Origin of the sequence: Streptomyces sp. NPDC048106, from assembly GCF_040706415.1 — a bacterium.
Lineage (GTDB): Bacteria > Actinomycetota > Actinomycetes > Streptomycetales > Streptomycetaceae > Streptomyces.
In genome coordinates this window covers 58247-79518 of sequence record NZ_JBEZND010000003.1, presented here as the reverse complement: position 1 = coordinate 79518, position 21272 = coordinate 58247, and the positions used below count along the sequence as shown (strand labels likewise).

Below are 21272 nucleotides of genomic sequence, written 5' to 3'. Positions count from 1 at the left end.
GGGCGAGTCGGTCGTGCCGTGCCCTCCCTCGGCTGTCGTTCGCCGCCTGCTCGCGAACCCGCCGGTCACTCGAACGAGTGCTCCGGTCCCGGGAACGCGCCGTCGTGGACATCGGCGGCGAATTCCTTCACGGCACGGTCGAGTTCGCCGGCCAGGTCGGCGTACCGCCGCACGAATCTCAGTGACCGTCCCGTGCGCAGGCCGGCCATGTCCTGCCAGATCGCGACCTGCGCGTCACAGGACGGGCCCGCGCCGATGCCGATGGTGGGGACGGGCAGTTCGGCGGTGAGTTGCTCGGCCAGCCGCGCGGGGACCATCTCCAGCACGACCGCGAACGCGCCCGCCTCCACGACGGCTCGGGCGTCCGCCAGCACGGCCTCGGCGGCGTCGTCGCGCCCCTGGACCTTGTAACCCCCCAACTGGTGCTCGCTCTGCGGGGTGAACCCGACGTGCGCCATCACCGGGATGCCCGCGCGCACGAGCCGGGAGATCTGCGGCGCCGTGTCGCGCCCGCCCTCCAGCTTCACGGCCTGGCAGCCGCCCTCCTTGAGGAAGCGGACCGCCGTGCGCAGGGCCTGCTTCCCGTCCTCCTCGTAGGAGCCGAAGGGCAGGTCGGCGACGACCAGGGAACGCGGCGCGGAGCGCGCCACCGCCCGGACGAGCGGCAGCAGTTCGTCCACGGTGACCGGGATGGTGGTGCCGTGGCCGAGCACGTTGTTGGCCGCGGAGTCGCCCACCAGCAGCACGGGGATGCCCGCCGCGTCGAAGAGGGCGGCGGTGTACTGGTCGTAGCTGGTGAGCATCGCCCAGCGGTGGCCCGCCGCCTTGGCCGCGAGCAGGTGGGTCGTTCGCACCCGGCCACGGGCCGGCCACGCGAACGCGGCGGGAGATTCGCTTGCCGGCTCTTCAGACATGACATTCCCCCTTGAGGACGTCGTCCCAGCCCGAGCCAAGCAGCGCGCCCGACCAAGATCCATCAGTGCGTGATCGTAACCTCACAATTCTTGGCCTACAACAGTCTGGCGCTCGGCCGGATACTGTGACGCGCGTTACTGCGGGGGAAGGGGGGATCTGGTCCACTGCGGGCCTTCGGGGGAGAGGTGGCCATGGCTCAAGCCGAGCTGAGCAGTGAGACGAAGTCCCGCAAGGCCGGTGGCGCGGGCCTGTTCTGGCGTTACTGGACCGCCTCGACGGCCAGCGGCGTCGGCGACGCCGTCACCACCGTGGCGCTGCCGCTGGTGGCCATCGAGACACTTCACGCCACCGCGTTCGAGGTGAGTCTGCTGCCGGCCGCGCGCTTCGTCGCCTGGCTGGCGATCGGCCTGCCCGCCGGAGTCCTCGTGCAGCGGCTGCCGTTGCGCGGCACGCAGATCGCCATGGACCTGATCCGGGCGGTGGCGATGGCGTGGGTGCCGCTCGCCGCGGCGCTCGGGATCCTCCACCTGTGGCAGCTCGTCGTCGTCACCCTGGTGACCGGTCTCGCCGGTGTCGTCTTCGACGTCGGCAACTCCAGCTTCCTGCCCAGCATCGTGAGCAAGGAGGAACTGACCGCGCGCAACAGCCTGTTGTCGGGCTCCAGCGCGGCGACCCAACTCGGCGCGCCCTCGCTCGGCGGCGTGCTCGTCCAGTTCTGCGGCGCCGCGACCAGCCTCCTGGTCGACGCCGTCAGTTACGTCGCCTCGGCGGTCGTCCTGTGGACCGTGCCGCGCCCGCGCGCCGAGCGGCCCTCGCCGGCCAAGGGCTCGCCGTGGTCCCAGATCTCGGAGGGCTGGCGCTACGTCACCCGGCACGCCGTGATCCGGCCGTGCGTGCTCGCCGCGACGCTGGTGAACTTCGTGTGCGGCGCGCTGATCGCGCTCACGCCGCTGTACCTGGTGCGCACGCTGGGCACGCCCGTCGGCCTGGTCGGTGTGGTGATGGCGACCGACGGCCTCGGCAGCCTGCTCGGCGCGGCACTGACCCCGCGGCTGTCCGCCCGGCTCGGCAGTGCGCGGGCGATCTGCTGGGCGACGCTCGTCGCGGCGGTGGCGCTGGTGCTGCTGCCGCTGAGTTCCGGGGGAGGGGGGCTGCTCCTGTTCGGCCTCGGGAACACCGTCTTCACCATGGGCGTCGTGGTGCTGAGCATCCTCACCCGCACGCACCGCCAGAGCGTGACGCCGCCGGAGCTGCTGCCCCGGGTGATGGCCACCGTGCGGTTCGTGTCCTGGGGTGCGGTGCCGGTCGGCTCGCTCCTCGCGGGCGTCGTGGCCGCCGGGCTGGGCACGCGCGCCGCCCTGTGGCTGGTCGGCGCGGTCGCCGTACTGGCGCCGCTGGCGCTGTGGTCCGGGCCGGTGCGGCGGATGCGGGCGCTGACCTGAGGGACGGGCGGCGCCGGGGTGCCGGCTTCGGCCGCCACCGGCACCGCCCGCCACGCCGGCCCTACTGCCGGTACCCCCCGAGGAACCGCCCGATCCGGCCGATCGCCGCCTCCAGGTCGTCGGCCTGGGGCAGCGTGAGGATGCGGAAGTGGTCCGGGGAGGGCCAGTTGAAGCCGGTGCCCTGGACGACCTGGATCTTCTCGCGCAGCAGCAGGTCCAGGACGAACTTCTCGTCGTCGTGGATGCGGTGCACCTTGGGATCGAGGCGGGGGAAGGCGTACAGGGCGCCCTTGGGCTTGACGCAGGAGACGCCGGGGATCTCGTTCAGCTTCTCCCAGGCCACGGTGCGCTGCTCGTACAACCTGCCGCCGGGCCGGGTGAGTTCGCGGATGGACTGACGGCCGCCGAGCGCGGCCTGGATGGCGTACTGGGCGGGCGCGTTGGCGCACAGCCGCATGGAGGCGAGCATGGTCAGCCCCTCCAGGTAGTCCTTCGCGTGCTGCCGTGGACCGGTGACGACCAGCCAGCCGGAGCGGAACCCCGCGACGCGGTAGGTCTTGGACAGCCCGCAGAAGGTGAGGACGACCAGGTCGGGGGCGAGGGCGGCGGCCGAGTGGTGCACGGCGTCGTCGTACAGGATCTGGTCGTAGATCTCGTCGGCGAACACCATCAGGCCGTGGCGGCGGGCGAGGTCCAGGATGCCCTCGACGACCTCCTTCGGATACACCGCGCCCGTGGGGTTGTTGGGGTTGATGATGACCAGGGCCTTGGTGCGGTCCGTGATCTTCGAGGCCATGTCGGCGAGGTCCGGGTTCCAGTCGGACCCCTCGTCGCACAGGTAGTGCACCGCCTTGCCGCCGGCCAGGGTGGTCACGGCGGTCCACAGCGGGAAGTCCGGCGCGGGGATGAGGATCTCGTCGCCGTCCTCGACGAGGGCCTGCACCGCCATGGAGACCAGCTCCGAGACGCCGTTGCCCAGGTAGACGTCGTCCACGTCGACTTCGAGGCCCAGGTTCTGGTAGCGCTGGGCGACGGCGCGGCGGGCGGAGAGGACGCCGCGGGAGTCCGTGTAGCCGTGGGCCCGCGGCAGCATCCGGATCATGTCCTGGAGGATCTCCTCCGGTGCCTCGAAGCCGAAGGCCGCGGGGTTGCCGGTGTTCAGGCGCAGCACGCTGTGGCCCGCCTCCTCCAGCGCGTCCGCGTGTTCGATCACCGGGCCGCGGATCTCGTAACAGACCTCGCTGAGCTTGTTCGACTGCCGGAACTCCATGCGTCCCTCCGGGGAACTCGTGTTACTTGGTTTTACCAAGCTGGAGCTTGGAAAGTCCAACAAAGTGTCTAGACTGCGTCGCATGCCACCTCGCCGAAGCTACGACCAGTACTGCTCCGCAGCCCGCGCGCTCGACCTCGTCGGCGACCGCTGGACCCTGCTGATCGTCCGGGAGCTGCTCGCCGGCCCCCGCCGCTACACGGACCTGCACGCGGACCTGCCCGGCGTGAGCACCGACGTCCTCGCCTCCCGGCTGAAGGACATGGAACGCGACGGTCTGGCAACCCGCCGCCGGCTGCCGCCGCCCGGCGCGGCCACGGTGTACGAACTCACCGAGCGGGGCGCGGAGTTGCTCCCGGTCCTCCAGGCGCTGGGCGCCTGGGGCGAGGCCGGGCTCGGCGACCGCCGCCCGACGGACGCGGTCCGCGCCCACTGGTTCGCCCTGCCGCTGCTGCGGGCGCTGGCGGGGCTCGGGGTCCAGGGCCTGGTCGAAGTCCACGTGGAGGAGGGCGACTTCCACGTCCGCGCGGGCCTGGACCCGGCGGCGACGGCACCGGTGTACGGCGACGGCCCCGCCCCCGCCTCCGCGGACGCCCGGCTCACCCTGACCGCCGCCGCCTGCGAGGCGCTGGCCCGCGGCACCCTCTCCCTCCTGGAGGCCCTGCGCGCGGGTCAGGTCACGGTGACGGGCGAGGGCCCGGTGGCGAAGGCCCTGCGGGAGGGGTGACGGCGGACCGGACCGGCCACCACCGCGGCTTCGGTGCCCGCCGGGTTCCCGGTCGCGGAAGGGGAGTTCACGAGGACGCCGGCGAGCTCCATTCCCCCGAGTGGCCGGGCGGGAGGTCCAGGTCGCGCCGGACCGCCGCGTAGTACGCCTCCCGCGCGGCGCGCTGCCGCGCCAGCATGGCCGGCCAGGTCTCGGGGGCGGGGGCGGCGGCCGCGCGCACGAAGCGTTCCATGTCCATGACCGCGACGACCCACGCGCGGGCTTTGTCCACCACGCCGGTGCTGCCGAGCATGAGCAGCGCCTCACCGGCGGGATCCCGGGCATCGGTCGCCGCGGCCAGGTGCGGAGCGGCCTCCTCGGGCGACAGGGGATGCGGATGCGGATCGATCCCCAGATGGGCCGCGATCCGGTATGTCAGGGTGACGGACTGCTTGAGCGCCCTCGCGTATTCGGCGTAGATCGCCAGCCGGCGCTCCTCCCAGCGGGCGGAGTGCTCCCGGCGGAAGCGGGCCTGATCGCCACGAGTGATCGCCACGTACGAGCCGATGGCCCCGATGATGACCCCGACCAGCGCCGGAAGCTGTTGTATGAAGGCGGACATGGCGACAAGCTATCGGCCCGGATGAGCGGCCGGGGGCAGGAAAAAGGGCCCGCCGTACGGCGGGCCCTTCTCCACGGCGGGGTCAGACGGTCGGCGGCCGGCCGGAGCCGCGCGTCAGCGCGTACCCCCCGATCCCGGCCAGCGCGGCGAGCACCGCGCCGATCCCCGTCCAGACCCAGCGGTCGGACCACCACCCGGAGGACCAGCCGTCCCGGGAGCCGAAGCTGGAGAGGACGGCGGTCTTGGAATCGTCGCCCTGCGCCTCGGACTTGACCGCGATGCCGGGGACCAGCGGCTTGCCCAGCGAGCCGTCGACGGCGGCGGGCCCCCCGATGTCCTTGGAGTCCACCCGCACCTCCGCGTGGACCGGCTGACCGAGGTCCGCCGCGCCGAGGTCCACGACCGTCAGCCTGACGTAGTACGTGCCGGGCAGCGGGTCGTTGGCCCACGGCTCCGCCCAGCCGCGCACGGTGCGCATCACACAGGCCAGCTCGACCGAGCCGGCGTCCTGCGCCGCGGTGCGCGCCGACGCGCCGTACTGGCAGGACTGCCGGCGCCGCAGACCGTCGTACACGTCGAGCTGCCAGGTCTCGGCGCCGTGCGTCTGCGGCAGCTTCACGCTCGCCTTGACCGTGGGCCGCTGCCCGGTGTCCGCCGGGAACGACCAGTACAGGTAGTCACCGGTGGAACCGGACGCCGTCGCCTGCTGCCCCTGCTGGATCTCCGTCGCCGTCCGGAAGGACGTGCCCGCCTGCGTGGGCGCCGAGCCGTCGGTGCCCGCGGAGGCGCTCGGGGAGGGCGAGGAGTCCGCGGCGGCCGGCCCCGCGGCCAGCCCCAGCGCGAGCAGCGCCGCGCCCAGTACTCGTATGGCCCGCATCAGTTCGTCCTCCAGACCGCGATCCGCCAGCGCGACAGCCAGCCCCACAGCACACCCGCGACGAAGCCGACGAGCACCAGCGTGCCCAGCAGCCACCAGCCGCGCCCGAGACCGAACGCGGCCACGTCGTGCGCCTGGTCGGGACCGTTCACCACGTCCACGGTCAGCTCCAGCGGCAGACCCGGCGCGCTCTTCACGCCCGCGGGCGCCGAGAAGGAGTGCGTGACCTCCAGGCACACCGTCTCCGCCGGCGCGTTGTCGTCGTCGCTCGCCGGCTTCGGGTAGCGCAGCCCCGTGGAGATCACGTCGGTGCGCCCGGTACCGGCCGCCTCACCGCGGACGATCTCCCGGCCCTTGAGGGTCACCGCCCGCAGCAGCACCCCGTAGGAGGGGTTCACCGCGCGGTCGTCCGCCACGCTCACCGAGGCGCGCAGCTCCTGGCCGGGGTCGACGTCGACCTTGTACCAGCGCTGCTGCCCGAACTGCGCGCGGTCGGTGTACAGGCCGGACTTCAGGGCCGGCGCGTTCTCGCACCGCGCCGCACCCGAGGTGGCCACCGGAGTCACCACGGGATCGGCCGCCCGGTCCACCAACTGACCCACCCGGTCGGTCAGTTCCTCCTTGTGCTGCACGGAGGTGTAGGTGCCGCCGGTCGCGTCCGCGATACAGCTGAGCTGGTCCCGGGTCTTGGCGTCCGGTACCAGACCGAGCGTGTCGATGGTCAGGCCGATGCCCTTGGCGGCTATCTCCCGGGCCACCTCGCACGGGTCCAGCGGCTGGCAGGTGTCCTCGCCGTCACTGATCAGCACGATGCGGCGGGTACCGGAACCCCCGTCGAGGTCGCCCGCCGCCTTCAGCAGCGCGGGCCCGATCGGCGTCCAGCCGGTCGGTTGCAGCGTCGCCACCGCCGTCTTCGCGTCGGTCCGGTCCAGCGGGCCGACCGGGTAGAGCTGCGCGGTGTCCTTGCAGCCCTCCTTCCGGTCGTTCCCGGGGTAGTTGGCGCCGAGCGTGCGGATGCCCAGCTCCACGTCCTGCGGGGTCGCGTCGAGCACGTCGTCGAACGCCTGCTTCGCCGCCGCCATCCGGGTGCCGCCGTCGATGTCCCGGGTCCGCATGGATCCGCTGACGTCCAGCACCAGTTCGACCTTCGGAGCGGCCTGCTCCGTCTCGTCGGCGGCCGCCGCGGTCGGGAACGTGAGCCCGGCCGTCAGGGCGGCGAGCAGAGCGCACACTCCTACCGCCAGCCGTTGTCTTCTGATCATCGACGGATCCTATTGATCAACCGTGCCGGGCTCCAAAACGAGCGGGTGGGGCAGGGCCGTCCACTGGTCGCCCGGCGTACCCGGGGAGAGCCGCATCAGCGTCAACGCCTTGGCGGGCACCGGACCGTGCCGCAGGACCGCGAGATCGGACGTGTCCGGCAGTTCCGGTACGACCGCCGCCAGCGCCGCCCCGAGCGCGGCACCGGAGCCCGCGGTCGCGGCCAGGGCGCCCGCCACCAGGGAGCCGAACAGCTTGCGGCGCAGGGCGGTTTCGTCGTCCGTGACCAGCCGTCCGCCGAGCGCGGGCGGCGCGATGCCGTGCCGGGCGAGGCGGGCGGGGCTGATCCGGATGTCGGCCAGATCGCGGTAGACCAGCCGCCGCGGGCTGTCGTCGGGCGCGAGGACCACCAGGAGGTTCTGCCCGTGCGCCTCCAGGGCCACCCCGAGGTCGAGCAGCCGCAGCCCCACCGTGAGCGCCAGCCGGGCGAACGCGGCCAGCCAGCCGGGGTCCCGGACGAGCCGCGTGGTGGCGAGCGCGGCCACCGGCAGGACGCGCTCGCCCGGCCCCGCACACCCCTCGGGCGACTCCCGCAGCAGCGCGGCCAGTTCGGGCACGCCGGCGGTGACCGCGCCCAGGGTGCGGGTGATGTCCAGCAACCCGCCGGTACGGCCCGCGAGTTCCGCGGCGAAGTCGGACAGGACCGCCGCCGCCTCGACCGAGTACGGCGAGATGTTGCGCACCGAGGACGTCAGCCGGGCACTCAGCGCCGTCTTCACATGGGGTCCGTCGGGCAGGGCCAGCGTCCGCAGGGACATCAGCGGATGGGCCGCGCGCCAGTCGTCGTACGGCCGCTTCAGCACATGCGCCGCCTGCCACGGGTGCACCGGCACCAACAGCCGCCGCCCCTCCCGCAGTTCCTCCGGCCACTCGCCGGTCACCAGGCACTCGGCGGCCGGCACCGGCAGCGTCCCGAGCCGGACCACCGGCCGGTGCTCCGGCGCGTACGCCAGCTCTTCCGCCACCGAGAACCCCGGCCGGGAGCGGCAGTTGGGATGGAAGGGGTGCCCGTCGACCACCCGCTGCTCCCACTCCCAGTCCCTCCACCGGCCCTCGGCCGGGGAGACCCCCACCGGCCGGTCCCGCGGGTGATCACCGGTTGCCCGGGACAGCGCCAGGGAGGCCACACTGTGCCCCAGCTCCGCCGCGAACCCCCAGGCCCCAGTCCCCCGCCCGGCACCGGCCGCCAGCTCCGCCATCAGCACGGCCGGATCCTCGTGACGCTCCCGTTCCAGGCGTACGGCGGTGACGTAGGCGTGGGTGGCGTACGGGTCCGCGTGCGGCCCGTGCAGCGTCCGGCCGTCGGCCAGCCGGAGGGAGAGACCGTACGCCCCGCGCGTCCGGCCGGTGATCCAGGGCAGCGGCTCGTGCGCGAGCCCCCGCCACAGCCGGGTCAGCACGGCCGCGCGGGCCCCGGGCAGCTCGGCCTCGTACCGGGGCAGCAGCGCGGGGCGTACGGCCGTCAGCTCCGCGGCGACCTCGGCCTCGGCGGTGGGGGAGTGGGGCACGGTCGGCTCCTCGGTCGAGGCCGGTACGGGGCACGATGGTGGGTACGGAAGACAACACCATGGTCGGATACGAAGCCATACTGATCGCTTCCGGTCCTCTTGCGAAGAACGCACCTCTCCTGGGTACGACGCCCGGAGAACGACGCCGAAGAACGACGACGCGCCGAAGAAGAACGCCGCCGAAGAACGAATGGATCGCGTGGACCTCAAACCTCCCGCAGACGCCGTCGGCCGGCTCGCCGACGCCCATGCGGCCGCCCCCCTGCTCAACTGCCTGCTCCGGGAGGTGGCCGAGCCCCTGCCCGCCGGCCCCGGGGAGCGGCCCGCCCACCGGCTGCCCGGCACCGGGCGGCTGCTGCGCGTGCGCCCCGGCCGCCGCCCCGCCGACCCCGAGGTGTACTCGGCCGGCGCCTGGCACCGGATCGGCCACCCGGAACTGGTCAAACTGGTCGCCGAGGAACTGCGCCGGCACACCGGACTGCCCGGCGGCGACCTGCCCGCCGAGATGCTCGACAGCCGGGACGCGGTCGCCGCCCTGCTCGCCGCCCGCGCCCGTACGAAGCCGCCCGAGGACCCCTATCTGCGCTCCGAGCAGTCCCTGATCACCGGCCACCCCTACCACCCGGCGCCCAAGGCGCGCGGCGGCGGTCCGGTCGCGTCCTGGCTGCCGTACGCCCCCGAGGCGCACGCCCGCTTCCCGCTGGTGCTGCTGGGGGTGCGCGAGGACCAGGTGGCCGAGGAGGGCGACACCCGCGCCCTGGACGCCCTGGGCAGCGCACCGCCCGGCTACCGGCTGCTGCCCGCCCACCCCTGGCAGCTCGACCTGGTCGCCGGCACCCTCGCCCCCGCCTTCGCCGACGGCCGCCTCGTCCGGCTCGCCACGACCGCCTTCGACGTCTGGCCGACGGCGGCGATCCGCACGGTGTACGAGCCCCGGCGCGACCTCTTCCTGAAGTTCAGCCTGGATGTGCGCGTCACCAACGACATCCGCCGGCTCTGGCGCCACGACCTGGCCCGGCTGCGCCGCACCGACACCGCCGCCGGGCGCGCCTTCGCCGCGATGGGGCCGCCCGCCGCGTGGCTCGCCGACCGCGGCCACCGGACGGCGTCCTTCGCCTATGAGGAGCTGGCCGTGGTGGTCCGCGACGGGCTGCGCGCGCACCTGCTGCCGGGCGCCGTACCGCTGCTCGCCGCGGGGCTGGCCGAGGGGTTCGACGGCAGCCCGCTGGCCGCGGCGGCCGACCCGGCGGCCTGGTGGGAGGCGTATCTGGGGCAGGTCGTGCCGCCCGCGCTGACCGCGTTCGCCGAGCACGGGGTCGTCCTGGAGGCGCACCTGCAGAACACCCTGGTCGCGGTGGACGAGGCCGGGATGCCCGTGCAGGCGCTGTTCCGGGACGCCGAGGGCGTCAAACTGCTCCCGGACGTCTCCCGCGCGGCGGGCTGGGAGCGGCTGGTGTACTGCCTGCTCGTCAACCATGTGATGGAGATCGCCGGCGCCCTGGCCGAACACCATCGCGGGTACGACCCCTGGCCCGCCGTCCGCCGCTGCCTCGCCCGGCACGACCTGCCGGAGATCCCGCCCCTGCTCGGCTCGCCGACCCTGCCGGGCAAGACCAACCTGCTGCTGCGGTGGACGGGCGCGGACGGGGCGGACGCGCGGTATCTGCCGCTGCCCAGCCCCCTCGCCGCCGCCCGGTGAGCCGTCGTACGGCTACCGGGCCGTGCCGAAGTCCTGCGTCCAGTAGCTGCCGGGCTGCGCGAGACCGACCCCTATCTCCTGGAAGCCGCAGTCGAGGATGTTGGCCCGGTGGCCGGGGCTGGCCATCCAGCCCGCCATGACCTCGCCGGCGGTCGAGTAGCCGTAGGCGACGTTCTCGCCGTACGCGCTCCAGGTGTACCCCGCCGCCGTGATCCGGGTGCCCGGGTCGGAGCCGTCGGAGCCGGTGTGCGACATGTTCTGGTGGGCCGCCATGTCCGCGCTGTGGTCCTGCGCGGCCTTGGTCAGCTTCGCGTTCAGGGTGAGCGGCTGGCAACCCGCCTTCGCACGCTCGGCGTTGACGAGCTGCACGATCTGCGCGGTGACGCCGGACGCGGCCGTGGTGGCCGCGGGGGCCGTGGGAGTCGTGGGAGTCGTGGTGGCCGCGGGGGCCGTCGTCGGGGTGCTCGACGTGGTGGGGGCGGGCGCCGGGGCGCCGGTGGCGGCGGGCTGGGCGGCCGTGGTCGCGGCCCGGGGCGCGGTGCCGGCCGTCCGGGGGGTGGCCGTCCGCGGGGTGGCCGGGGCGGTGGTGGCGCGGGCCTTGGGGAGGTGGCGGGGGTGCTGGTGCCACACCCGCTGCCCGGGTATCCCCTGGGGTATGCCCGCCTGCGGAGCCGTCGCCGTCTGCTGGGGCGTGCCCGCGGGCGCGGGCGTCTGTGTCTGCGCCAGTGTGCTCGCGACGGTGGCCGCGGCGGTGCCCTGCTCCGTCACGCCGTCCGGCCAGTCCGTACAGGCCAGGGCGACGGACGGCACGCCCACGGTGCCGAGCGCGACGGTGCCGATGACCATTCGCCGGAAATACTGCGTCTTGCGATGCTTGCCCATGTGTGAACCTCGCTCGGTGATCGCCGAGCGCCCAGTCTCAGCACGGGCTCGAGAGGACCGCAAAGGGCCTCTCCTACGATCCGGCTTCGTAGATCCTCTGGGCCCTTGTCAGACGTCCGCGGAGGTGCCGACTTCGCGAACGCGACGTCCGCGGATGTCCGGCACACCGTCAGGAAGGCGCTCGCGCGGGCGGGTAGGGACGGGGCCCGCGCCCGCCGGAAGCGGTCACTGCCGGAGAGGTCCGCGCCGACACCAAGACGGACAAATCCCATATGTCGCCGGAGCTCCGTCTACTATCCGGGACGCCTAGTGGCCGTTTTTATGTGAGGGATATCACGCGACCATCTGGATTCGACGCGAGAGTAATGGTCCCAAGGCCTGTTTCGGGCATTTCCAGGGGGCCACTGCAATTTTCTGCAAGGTCTTGCATCTAGATCACCTCGATGCTTGACTCGTGGACCGCCGAAAGCGTGCCGTTCAGGGACGGCGGGACATCGGAACAGGGGGCAGGGACATGGTTGTCGCTGAGACGGGAACCGCCGCGGAGGAAGGGTCCGAAATGACCCTCGATGTGGCCCTCCTTGTCGCGAGCGAAGTCGTCTGCGTGGGACTCGAGGCTTTGTTGAGCAGAGTTCCCGTGGTGGCCGCGGTGCGGATTGTCGTGCCCGAAGTCGAAGACCTGCCCGAGCGGATCGGGCCCGCCGACGTGCTGATCGTGGCCGCGGAGCAGTGGGGTCTGCTGGACGGCTGCAAGGAAGTCCCGGGTCTGCCCCCTACGTTGGTATTGGGCGACGATCTGTACGAATGGTGGAACGGAGATCTCTCCACGCTTCCGGTGGACGGATTCCTCTCCCTCAAGGAACTGTCGGCACAGACTCTCGACGACGCGTTGAAGCGGGTGATCGCGGGAGAAATGCCGATTCCGGCTTCGCTCGCCAAACGCCTGCTCACCGGCGGACGCAGCCGGGGAACGGCCGCCGCCCAGGGCGTCATTCCGCTGACTTCCCGGGAGAACCAGGCCTTCGCACTGCTCGCCGACGGCATGAGCAACAAGCAGATCGCCCGATGCCTCGGCATATCCGTGCACGGAGCGAAGCGGCTGGTCGGTTCCATTCTGCTCAAACTGGGTGCCTCGAACAGGACATCGGCCGTGATCACCGGAATCAAATCCGGTCTTCTGGGCCCACCTCCCCACACATCCTCGGATGCCGTCGGAGACCTTTAGGAACACGCGGGACGTCATCGGGGGCGGCGCGATGTCCCGTTCGTCATCGTGCCTCTCCCTCCCGGCGGCGGACAAGGCTCGTTGGTCGCGCTCCCGGCGCGCTGCTCAGGCATGCTCCAAAGGGGAGGTCTACATCCGCGCCGGCGCCCTCCAGAATGTGAGGGCCCCGCCGGCCGCGGTGCCTGACGGCATCCGGTCCAGGATCACCAGGACACGTAAGGCTGCGTAAACGATGCATGTGGTGACCTTCGCCTTCGAATGCGGGGCCTTCGATCCGCGACTGATGCGGAGCGGCACCGCCAGCCTGGTGTGGAACACCGCCACCGGACTCGCGGCACGCGGCCACACCGTCTCCATCGTGACCCCGGCCCACGGCCTCGGCGGCTATCTGCGCGAGCGGTACGGCGCCGAGGACACCGGTTTCTCGGACGAGTTCGCGATGCCCCTGCTCCTCGACCCCTCGGTGTGGCGCGGCTTCCCGCCCCGTGCCGCCCCGCGGCTGTGCACCACGGCCCTGCGCCTGCGACGGCAGGGAGTGGACCTCTACTTCCTCTCCAACAGCCATCTCGACCTGCTCGCGCGGACCTTCGTGCCCCCGGCCGGGACCGAGGGGCGGGACCTGGCGTACTTCAAGGAGCAGGTGTTCCAGGTCACGGGGGTCAGGTTCATCCGGCAGGTGCTGGGTGACGCCGACCTGGTCCAGGCGTACGAGCCCCACCAGCACTACCTGCTGCCGGCCGCCCTGGGCGCCGCGCCGGGGATCCCGGTGGTGAGCACCGTGGCCACCAACGTGCCGGTCAACCTCAAGGTCCACCGTGCCCAGGCGGCGGAACTGCTGGCCTTCCTCGGCGCGCACGCCGGCCTCGACGAGTACGCGGACCCGCCCGAGGAGCCCGGAGCGCTGCACGACGTCCTGCGCCGGTACCTGCCCGCCACCCTGCTGGACCCGCCGGAACGGCCCGGCTACGTCGCCTGCCACTCCCTCGCCTTCGACCACGCGGCCGCCGTCGACTTCATGACGCCGGGCCAGCGCGAGCACTGCGTCACGTTCGCGAACACCCCGTTCGAGGAGCGGTTCGGCCGGCTGACGATCTCCCGGGTGCTCCGGCGCAACGCGGACAAGGTGTTCGTCGGCGGCTGTGCCATCTCCGGCAGCTGGCTGCGCCGCGAGCCGCCGCGGGACCACCGCCGGGACTTCCTGACGGGCCTCGGCCTCGATCCCGCGCTGCCGACCTTCTACCACGGCGCGCGCTACGCCCCCGACCACAAGGGCCAGTCGGAGCTGTTCGAGGCCCTCGCCCAGGTGCTCGGCGAGGGCCTGGAGGCCAACTTCCTGATCCGCTGCGCCCAGCCCGGCGGCAGCGAACTCCCGCCCGAGCTGGCCGAGCTGGCGGACAAGTACCAGGACCGGGTGCGCGCCGACGGCGAGCTGGTGGACGAACCCACCCTCTTCGCCTACGCCGCCGCGGCCGACTTCTGCGTCTTCCCGTCCAAGTTCGAGATGGACACCTTCCTGATCGCCCAGGGCGAGGCCATGGCGTTCGGGGCGGTGCCGATCGCCACCGAACAGGCCGGCACCCGCCACTTCGGGCAGGCATTCGACTGGCGCGAGCGGCCCGAGGCCACCGGCTTCGCCCTGCCCCGCTCGTTCCGGCCCGACGACGACCTCCTGCGGGACCGCCTCGCCGAGCAGCTCCGCGAGGCCGCCCACCTGTTCCACCACGACGCCGGCACCTACGCGCGGCTGTCCGGCCGGGCCCGCCGGACCGCCCGGAGCTTCACCTGGGAGGCCAGCGCCCGGCTCCGCGAGTACCGGTTCCGCGGCGTCCTGGCCGGCGCCGCCGTCCCCACCGACGCCGAGACCCTGATCCGCCGGGGCTGGTACGACGGTCTCGACGACGACGCCTGGACGGCGCATCGCGAACTCATCGCCCTGACCGCGGCCGCGCAGGGCCGCCCCCAGGAGTGCGTCCGCGCCTGCGCCGGCCGCCCGGACCTCGCGGCGGCCGCCTTCGACACCGCGTACCGCGCCGCCCGGTTCCGGGTCTGCGCGGCCCTGGACACCGAAGAACCCCCGCCGGGCGCGGGGGACTTCCGGCGCAGGCTGCGCGTCCGGAGCCGAGCGGACCGGACCGACGTCACCTACCACTTCCCGCACGCCGAGCGGGTCGAGCTGTTCAGACCGGAGGCCGACGGCCCGCCGGACGGCTTCGGACAGGTCATGCGCCGCCACGGCGACACGTTCCGGGGCAGCGTCCCCGGTCCGCTCGGCGAGGGCCCCCTGGTCCTGCTGATCACCTTGCCCCGCGGACGCTTCGTCTGGGACGAGGTCCGCCCTTCCCCGGAGCACTGAGCCCCCTGCCCGCGTGGTCCCCCACGAGTGAGCCCGCCGCGCCGCAGGACCGAGAGGAGAAGACTGCCGTGACAGCAACCGCCCAGCCGCAGCACGCGCCGGAAGCGCTCGCCGAACTCGCCCGCGCCAAAGGGGTGGACACCTGGTACCGCGCCGCGGACGGCACGGTCAGGCCCGTCTCGCACACCACCCTCATCCGGGTGCTGGCCGCCCTGGGCGTCGACGCCTCGACCCCCGAGCGGGCCCGGACGGCACTCGAAGAGCACCGGCGGGAACAAGCCGCCCGTCCGCTGCCGCCGTACGTGATCGCCCGACCGGGCCGCCCGGCGCGGCTGGACACGGCGGCGGGCACCCGGCTCGTCGTGGACCTGGAGGACGGCGGCAGCCGCGACCTCCCCGCGGACGGGACGCTGCCCGCCGACCTCCCGCTCGGCTACCACACCCTGCGCGCCGCCTCGTCCGACGGCTGGGTGAGCGCGCCGCTCATCGTCGCCCCGGACCGCATCCCCGCACCGGAGCGCCGCGGCTGGGGCTTCGCCGCCCAGCTGTACTCGGTCCTGTCCGACGACTCCTGGGGCATGGGCGACCTGGGCGACCTCACCACCCTCCTCCAGTGGTCCGGCCGCACCCTCGGCGCCGACTTCGCCCTGATCAACCCCCTGCACGCCATGCTCCCGGCCGCCCACGCGGACCACTCCCCCTACTGGCCCTCCAGCCGGCTCTTCCCCGACCCGGTGCACCTGAGGGTCGACGCCCTGCCCGAGTACGCGGCGCTGACCGGCCCGGACCGGGCCGCCGCCCGCGAACTGCACGAGCGCGCCGAGCGGCTGCGCACCCGCGTCCTCGACGGCGAGGCGCTCATCGACCGCGACGCCGTGTGGGAACTCAAACGCGCGGCCCTCCGGCTGCTCCACCGGGTGCCGCCGACCTCCGAACGTCTGCACGCCTACCGGGACTTCACCGCCCGGGAGGGCCAGGAGCTGACGGACTTCGCGACCGCGCGCGCCCTCGCCGAGGCCCACGGCCCCGACTGGCGCACCTGGCCCGCCGCACTGCGCCACCCCGCGTCCCCCGCCGTCCGGCAGGAGCGGGAGCGGCTGGCCGGCGAGGTGGAGTTCCACCGCTGGCTCGCCTGGCTGGTCGACGGCCAGCTCGCGGACGCCCAGGCGGCGGCCGAGGAGGCCGGGATGGCGATCGGCGTCGTCCACGACCTCGCGGTCGGGGTGCACCCGGGCGGCGCGGAGGCCTGGGCCCTCCAGGACTGCCTGGCCACCGGGGTCGCCGCGGGCGCCCCGCCGGACGCGTTCAGCGCCCAGGGGCAGAACTGGCAGATCCCCCCGTGGCGGCCGGACACGCTGGCCCGGACCGGGTACGCGCCCTACGCCGCACTCCTGCGCCGCGTCTTCCGGCACGCGGGCGCGGTACGCGTGGACCACGTCATGGGGCTCTTCCGGCTGTGGTGGATCCCCGAGGGCGCGGGCATCGCCGAGGGGACGTACGTGCGCTACGACCGCGAGGCGATGCTCGGCGTGCTGGCCCTGGAGGCACTCCGGGCGGGCGTCCACGTGATCGGCGAGGACCTCGGCACCGTCGAGAACGGCGTCCGCGACGAACTCGCCGCCCGGGGCGTCCTCGGCACCTCGGTCCTCTGGCTCACCCGGGAGACCACCTCCTTCGGCGAGGAGGACCCGGCCGGCGCGATCGTGCCCGCACACCGCTGGCGGCGCCAGTGCCTCGCCACCCTCACCACCCACGACCTGCCCAGCACCGCCTCCTGGCTCACCGGCGACCACGTCGAACTGCGCCACCGACACGGCCTGTTGCCCGGCTCCCTCGCCGAAGAACGCAAGGCGGCCGACGAGTTGCGCGGCACCTGGCTGGACGAGGCCGCCCGCGCCGGCTGCGCCCCGGGTGACGACCTGCCCGGCCAACTGACCGCCCTGCACCGGTACCTGGCGCGCACCCCGTCCGTCCTGCTGGCGGCCTGGCTGCCGGACGTCGTCGGCGACCTGCGCTCCCCGAACCTGCCCGGCACCTCGGACGCGCAGCCCAACTGGCAGCAGCCCGTCGCGGACGCCGACGGCCGGCCCGTCACCCTCGCCCGGCTGAGCACCGCACCCCTGGCCCGTGCGGTGGCCACCGCCCTCACCGGGGGCGGCCCCCGGTGAAGGCACTCGTCCTGGCGGGCGGCACCGGAAGCCGGCTGCGCCCCCTCACCCACACCCTGGCCAAGCAGCTCATCCCGCTCGCGAACAAGCCCGTGGTCCGCTACGGCATCGAGGCGATCACCGCGGCCGGCATCACCGAGATCGGCGTGGTGGTCGGGGGCGCGGCCCGCGACCTCAGGGACGCCCTCGGGGACGGCTCGGGGTCCGGCGCCCGCCTCACCTACCTCGTCCAGGAGGAACCGCTGGGCCTGGCGCACGCCGTACGGATCGCGCGCGACTGGCTCGGCGACGAGGACTTCCTGATGTACCTCGGGGACAACTACCTGTCGAACGGCGTCGCGGACCTCATGGCCCGCTACCGCGCCGAGCGGCCGGCCGGGCTCGCCGACGCCTGGCTCCTGCTGGCCAAGGTCGCCGATCCCACGGGGTTCGGCGTCGCCGAGGTGGCGCCGGACGCGACGGTCCTGCGCCTCCAGGAGAAACCGGCGGAGCCCAGCAGCGACCTGGCCGTGGCGGGCGCCTATCTGTTCACCCCCGCCGTGCACGAGGCCGTCGCGGCCATCGGGGCGTCCGCGCGCGGCGAGCTGGAGATCACCGACGCCGTGCAGTGGCTGATCGACTCCGGCCGGACGGTGCGCGCCTCGCTGCTCACCGGCTACTGGAAGGACACCGGCACCGCCGACGACCTCCTGGAGGCCAACAACGCCGTCCTGGAGGACGTCGAGCGCTCGGTGCGCGGCGAGGTGGACGCGGACAGCGAGGTCGTCGGGCCGGTGCGGATCGACGAGGGCGCCTCGATCGTGCGCTCCCGCGTCGTGGGCCCGGCCGTCATCGGCGCCGGCGTCCTCGTACGGGACTCGGTCGTCGGCCCGTACACCTCGGTGGCCGACGGCTGCCGGATCACCGGCAGCGCCGTACGCTCCTCCATCCTTCTGGAGGGGGTACGACTCGACGGCGCGGGCCCGGTCGAGGGCTCGCTGCTCGGGCGGCACGCGAGCGTGACCGGGCCGGGTCCCGGCTCGCGGGCGCAGCGGCTGGTGCTGGGCGACGACAGCAGCGTCACCGCGGCGCCCCGCCCGCCGGGCGACCGTCCCCGTCCCTCCCCCAAGGACAGACCGCAGGAAGGCCCGGTGGGCACCTCATGAGAATCCTCGTCACGGGCGGGGCGGGCTTCATCGGCTCGCACTTCGTCCGCTCCCTGCTGACGCCGGACGACGACACGCACATACCCCCGGACAAGGTCACGGTGCTGGACGCCCTGACCTACGCGGGCAACCGCGCCAACCTCCGCCCGGTGGCGGACGATTCGCGCTTCACGTTCGTCCACGGGGACATCCTCGACGCGGGCCTGGTCGACCGGCTCATGGCGGACCACGACGCGGTGGTGCACTTCGCCGCCGAGTCGCACGTGGACCGTTCCATCGCCGCGGGCCACGCCTTCGTCGCCACCAACGTCCTCGGCCCGCAGACCCTGTTGCAGGCCGCCGTGAAACACGGGCCGCGCACCTTCGTGCACGTCTCGACCGACGAGGTGTACGGCACGATCCCCGCCGGATCCTGGACCGAGGACCAGCCCCTCGCGCCCAACTCCCCTTACTCCGCGTCCAAGGCGGGCGCCGACCTGCTCGCGCTGTCGTACCACCGCACCCACGGCCTGGACGTGCGGATCACCCGCTGCTCCAACAACTACGGGCCCCACCAGTACCCGGAGAAACTGATCCCCCGCTTCGTCACCCGCCTCCTCGACGGACGGAAGGTCCCGCTGTACGGCGACGGCCGCCACGTGCGCGACTGGTTGCACGTCGAGGACCACTGCCGGGCCGTCCGCCTCGTCCTGGAACACGGGCGCCCCGGCGGCGTCTACAACATCGGCGGCGGCGTCGAACTCTCCAACCGGCAGCTCACCGAACGGCTGCTGGAGCTGTGCGGCGCCGACTGGGAGAGCGTGGAGCACGTGGCCGACCGCAAGGGCCACGACGCCCGCTACAGCGTCGACTGGTCCCGGATCCGCAGCGAACTGGGCTACCTGCCACGGCGTTCCTTCACCGAGGGGCTGGCCGAGACGGTGGCGTGGTACCGCGCCAACCGGTCCTGGTGGGAGCGCCCGCGCCCACAGCGCGCGGCGGCCCCGGCCACCACCGTCCACCGCAGCAGCACCACGCTCGGGGACGGCCGGCGCGTGCACTACTACGACGAAAACCCCGGGCGCGTCCGCGCGGACGCACCGGCGCGGCCCGTGCCGGCCCCGGCCCCCGCCTCGTCGCTGCGGCGCGACCCGACGACGGGGGAGTGGATCCTGATGGCCGCGCACCGGCGCCGCCGCTCCGCCACCGGACCGCACTGCCCCCTGTGCCCCGACACACCCGGCGAGGCGGCGGAGATCCCGGGCGGCGCCTACGACGTGGCCGTCTTCGACAACCGCTTCCCCGCGCTCGGCGGCACGTCCGCGCCCGGACCGGCGGACGGCCCCGCGATGCTCGCCGACGCCCCCGCGCCGGGCCGCTGCGAGGTGATCTCGTACAGCGGCGACCACCACACCCCGCTGGCCCGGCTGCCCCGGTCCCGGGTCCGCACCGTGATCGAGGCCTGGGCGGACCGCACCCGCGAACTCAACCGGCTCGACGGCGTGGCCCAGGTCGTGTGCTTCGAGAACCGGGGCGCGGAGGTCGGCGCCAGCCTGGACCACCCGCACGGGCAGATCTACGCCTACCCGTGGATCCCCGACCGGTTCGCGCGCATGCAGGAGACGGCACGCCAGGCCCGGCTGCGCGGCGAGGACTGCGTGTTCTGCGCGGTCCTGGGCACCGAGGAACGCGAGGGGAGCCGGATCGTGACGCGCTCGGCGCACTGGGCGGCGTTCGTGCCGTTCGCCGCGCGCTGGCCGTTCGAGGTGCACCTGTACGCGCGACGGCACGTGCCGGACCTCGCCGCGCTCACCGAGGAGGAACGCGAGGATCTCGCCGGGATCTACCGGTCGGTCCTGCGGCGCTTCGAGACGGTGGCCGACCAGCCGCTGCCGTACATGGCGGTGTGGGTGCAGGCACCCGCCCGCGAAGGCCGGGAACTCGCCCATCTGCGGGCCCAGGTCTTCTCCGACCACTGGGGCCCCGGCGCGGTCAAACGGATGGCCGCGGGCGAACTGGGGGCAGGCGCCTTCGTGAGCGAGACGGACCCCGAGCGGGCGGCCGAGGCGCTGCGCCGGGCGGCGGTGACGGCATGAGCCAGGGCATCGGAACGGAGGCGGGCACCGGCATGGCCAGGGCAGGGGCGAGCGGCGCGACGGGAGCGGGCGTGAGCGGAATGTGGGTGAGCAGCGCCCCGCTGCGGGTCTCGCTCGCCGGCGGCGGCACCGATCTGCCCGGCTACGCCGGCCGGTTCGGCGGGCTGGTGTTCGGGGCGGCCACGGATCTGCGGGTCACCGTCGTGGGCCGGCGCGCCCGCAGAGCGACCGGGATCCGGGTGTGCCTGGACTCCTGCGGGCACGCCGAGTCGGCCGGGGAACTGGCCAACCCCTTCGCGCGGGAGGCGATGCGCCGCCACTGGGACGGCGCCCCGCTGGACCTGTTCTCCTCGGGGGACGTGCCGGGGGCCACCGGCATGGGCAGCTCGGCCGCGTTCTGCGTCTCCCTCGTCGCCGGTCTGTCCGGCACGCCGCTGGACGCCCGTGCGCTGGCCCGGGCGGCGAGCGACATCGAGATCGAGGGCCTCGGCCGGCCCGTGGGGCGACAGGACCACTACCTCTCGGCCCTGGGCGGGTTCCGGCTGCTGCACTTCCACCGCGACGGAAGCGTGGAGGTGGAGGACGTGGACGTGCCGGCCGAGCACGTGCGCGGGCTCGGCGAGGAACTCCTGCTCTTCCACACCGGCACCAGCCGCGACGCGGGCGCCATCCTCAGCGACCAGGCCGGCGGCACCGAGCGCGGCGACCGGGACACCACCCACCGGCTGCACGAGATCAAGGACCTCACCGAGCCCCTCAAAGAGGCCCTCGTGAAGGGCGATTTCACCGAGGTGGGTCTGCTGCTCGGCCGGCACTGGGAACTCAAGCGCGGGCTCGGCGCCCGGGTCTCCCTGCCCCGGGTGGACCGCGCCTACGACGACGCCCTCGCGGCCGGCGCCACGGGCGGCAAGCTGCTCGGCGCGGGCGGCGGCGGGTTCCTGCTGCTGCACGTCCCGCTCGCGGGGCAGGACCGGGTGCGCGACGTCCTGGCGGCCCACGGCATGCGCGAGCAGCCGTTCGCCTTCGACACGCGAGGAGCCGTACTGCACACCCTCTGACCCGCGC

At 73.7% G+C, this 21272-nt stretch carries 16 protein-coding genes and 1 pseudogene; 10 read left to right on the top strand and 7 right to left on the bottom strand.

From position 1 onward, the window contains the following. Positions 1–65: 65 nt before the first annotated feature. Positions 66–854 (bottom strand): 3-methyl-2-oxobutanoate hydroxymethyltransferase, encoded by a 789-nt coding sequence (panB, locus tag AB0927_RS03585; RefSeq protein WP_366665837.1) that lies wholly within the window; start codon positions 852–854, stop codon positions 66–68. Positions 855–1106: 252 nt separating this feature from the next. On the opposite strand from panB, the gene AB0927_RS03580 reads away from it, so the two are divergent. After that, positions 1107–2357, top strand: a complete 1251-nt coding sequence (locus tag AB0927_RS03580) for an MFS transporter (protein ID WP_366665836.1) — start codon at positions 1107–1109, stop codon at positions 2355–2357. 61 nt (positions 2358–2418) lie between these two features. On the opposite strand, the gene AB0927_RS03575 is transcribed toward AB0927_RS03580, so the two are convergent. After that, positions 2419–3627: a pyridoxal phosphate-dependent aminotransferase gene (locus AB0927_RS03575; RefSeq protein WP_366665835.1), complete on the bottom strand. Its 1209-nt coding sequence runs from the start codon at positions 3625–3627 to the stop codon at positions 2419–2421. An 82-nt stretch (positions 3628–3709) separates the two neighbouring features. On the opposite strand from AB0927_RS03575, the gene AB0927_RS03570 reads away from it, so the two are divergent. Beyond that, complete coding sequence (locus tag AB0927_RS03570) at positions 3710–4354, top strand: winged helix-turn-helix transcriptional regulator (protein WP_366665834.1); 645 nt, start codon at positions 3710–3712, stop codon at positions 4352–4354. A 67-nt stretch (positions 4355–4421) separates the two neighbouring features. Here the strand turns inward: AB0927_RS03570 and AB0927_RS03565 are convergent, their stop codons facing one another. From AB0927_RS03565 to AB0927_RS03550, 4 genes are all read right to left on the bottom strand, one after another. Continuing rightward, the gene (locus AB0927_RS03565) at positions 4422–4955 is read right to left on the bottom strand and encodes a hypothetical protein (RefSeq protein WP_366665833.1); all 534 of its coding nucleotides are present in this window, start codon (positions 4953–4955) and stop codon (positions 4422–4424) included. A gap of 82 nt (positions 4956–5037) precedes the next feature. Further along, complete coding sequence (locus AB0927_RS03560; protein ID WP_366665832.1) at positions 5038–5832, bottom strand: hypothetical protein; 795 nt, start codon at positions 5830–5832, stop codon at positions 5038–5040. Next, positions 5832–7094 carry a VWA domain-containing protein gene (locus tag AB0927_RS03555; RefSeq protein WP_366665831.1) on the bottom strand — a complete coding sequence of 421 codons (1263 nt, stop codon included), beginning with the start codon at positions 7092–7094 and terminating at the stop codon, positions 5832–5834. Before AB0927_RS03555 ends, AB0927_RS03560 begins: the two co-directional genes overlap by 1 nt. 9 nt (positions 7095–7103) lie before the next feature. Beyond that, a complete protein-coding gene (locus tag AB0927_RS03550) occupies positions 7104–8660 on the bottom strand; it encodes an IucA/IucC family siderophore biosynthesis protein (RefSeq protein WP_366665830.1) in 1557 nt (518 codons plus the stop codon). A gap of 190 nt (positions 8661–8850) precedes the next feature. On the opposite strand from AB0927_RS03550, the gene AB0927_RS03545 reads away from it, so the two are divergent. Beyond that, positions 8851–10359, top strand: a complete 1509-nt coding sequence (locus AB0927_RS03545; protein ID WP_366665829.1) for an IucA/IucC family protein — start codon at positions 8851–8853, stop codon at positions 10357–10359. Positions 10360–10371: 12 nt separating this feature from the next. On the opposite strand, the gene AB0927_RS03540 is transcribed toward AB0927_RS03545, so the two are convergent. Further along, entirely contained in the window at positions 10372–11241 is an 870-nt protein-coding gene (locus AB0927_RS03540) for a CAP domain-containing protein (protein ID WP_366665828.1), read from the bottom strand. Positions 11242–11800: 559 nt separating this feature from the next. On the opposite strand from AB0927_RS03540, the gene AB0927_RS03535 reads away from it, so the two are divergent. From AB0927_RS03535 to AB0927_RS03505, 7 genes and pseudogenes are all read left to right on the top strand, one after another. Beyond that, entirely contained in the window at positions 11801–12466 is a 666-nt protein-coding gene (locus tag AB0927_RS03535; RefSeq protein WP_366665827.1) for a LuxR C-terminal-related transcriptional regulator, read from the top strand. A 241-nt stretch (positions 12467–12707) separates the two neighbouring features. Continuing rightward, on the top strand, positions 12708–14819 hold the full coding sequence (locus AB0927_RS03530) for a glycosyltransferase (protein ID WP_366665826.1): 2112 nt from the start codon (positions 12708–12710) through the stop codon (positions 14817–14819). A gap of 68 nt (positions 14820–14887) precedes the next feature. Next, positions 14888–16987, top strand: a complete 2100-nt coding sequence (malQ, locus tag AB0927_RS03525) for a 4-alpha-glucanotransferase (protein ID WP_366665825.1) — start codon at positions 14888–14890, stop codon at positions 16985–16987. Then, complete coding sequence (locus AB0927_RS03520) at positions 16984–18132, top strand: glucose-1-phosphate thymidylyltransferase (protein WP_366665824.1); 1149 nt, start codon at positions 16984–16986, stop codon at positions 18130–18132. The genes malQ and AB0927_RS03520 overlap by 4 nt, the downstream gene beginning before the upstream one ends. Continuing rightward, a pseudogene (rfbB, locus tag AB0927_RS03515) lies at positions 18129–19100 on the top strand (dTDP-glucose 4,6-dehydratase); the annotation flags it as partial. The gene AB0927_RS03520 and the pseudogene rfbB, both read left to right, overlap by 4 nt. Before the next feature lie 66 nt (positions 19101–19166). Beyond that, positions 19167–20207 (top strand): galactose-1-phosphate uridylyltransferase, encoded by a 1041-nt coding sequence (galT, locus tag AB0927_RS03510; protein WP_366666052.1) that lies wholly within the window; start codon positions 19167–19169, stop codon positions 20205–20207. Further along, positions 20204–21265: a hypothetical protein gene (locus AB0927_RS03505; protein WP_366665823.1), complete on the top strand. Its 1062-nt coding sequence runs from the start codon at positions 20204–20206 to the stop codon at positions 21263–21265. Before galT ends, AB0927_RS03505 begins: the two co-directional genes overlap by 4 nt. Positions 21266–21272: the final 7 nt, after the last annotated feature.